The organism is Campylobacter sp. 110 (assembly GCF_002383965.1).
Lineage (GTDB): Bacteria > Campylobacterota > Campylobacteria > Campylobacterales > Campylobacteraceae > Campylobacter_D > Campylobacter_D coli.
This window is the reverse complement of sequence record NZ_NXBD01000023.1, coordinates 1-596: the sequence shown is the minus strand read 5'-3', so window position 1 is coordinate 596 and position 596 is coordinate 1. Positions and strand designations below refer to the sequence as shown.

Genomic DNA, 596 nt, shown 5'->3' with positions numbered 1-596 from the left:
CTCTTATCCTTGTGGGAATAAAGTGTTTACTTTTAAAGATGTAGAAAATCAGTTAAAATTGATTATTAATTAAAAAGGAAAAATATATGCTTATAAACCAAAGCTTTGAAATTGATTCTTGTGATGATGTAGAATTAAATATAAAAAGAACTAGCAAACTTGAATACCGTATAAGTTATGATGATGAAAAAGATATCAAAGCTATAGTTTTTATAGTGGGTGGTTTTGGAGCTAATGCAAATATTTCTTTTTTAGACTTTGATAGAGAATATATTGCTAAAAAATTTGATGTAGCGACAGTAAATGTTTTTTATCATTGTTTTTGTCATAGAAGATCAAATGTTGAGAAATACAGTGCATATAAATTTTTTCAAGATGAAGATATTGAAAATATTAAAAATTTATTAAATCAGTTTCATTTTTCTTATGGTGAAATAAATAATGATAATGCGCTTTTTTTAGCAAATTCTTTAGTAAAACATGTAGAAAATTTAAAAATGCAAAATAAACTCGATCATAACTTTAAACTAAATTTTACTTCAACTTTTATCCCACCTAATGGAGATTATCAAAACTATGGCATTATGGCAGCTATT

General features: G+C 24.5%; 1 protein-coding gene. It reads left to right on the top strand.

The annotated features are described in order from the left end of the window. Positions 1-86: 86 nt before the first annotated feature. Positions 87-596, top strand: a 510-nt coding sequence (locus tag BGS43_RS03105; protein WP_096568737.1) for a DUF2920 family protein, incomplete at its 3' end; no start/stop codon positions are given.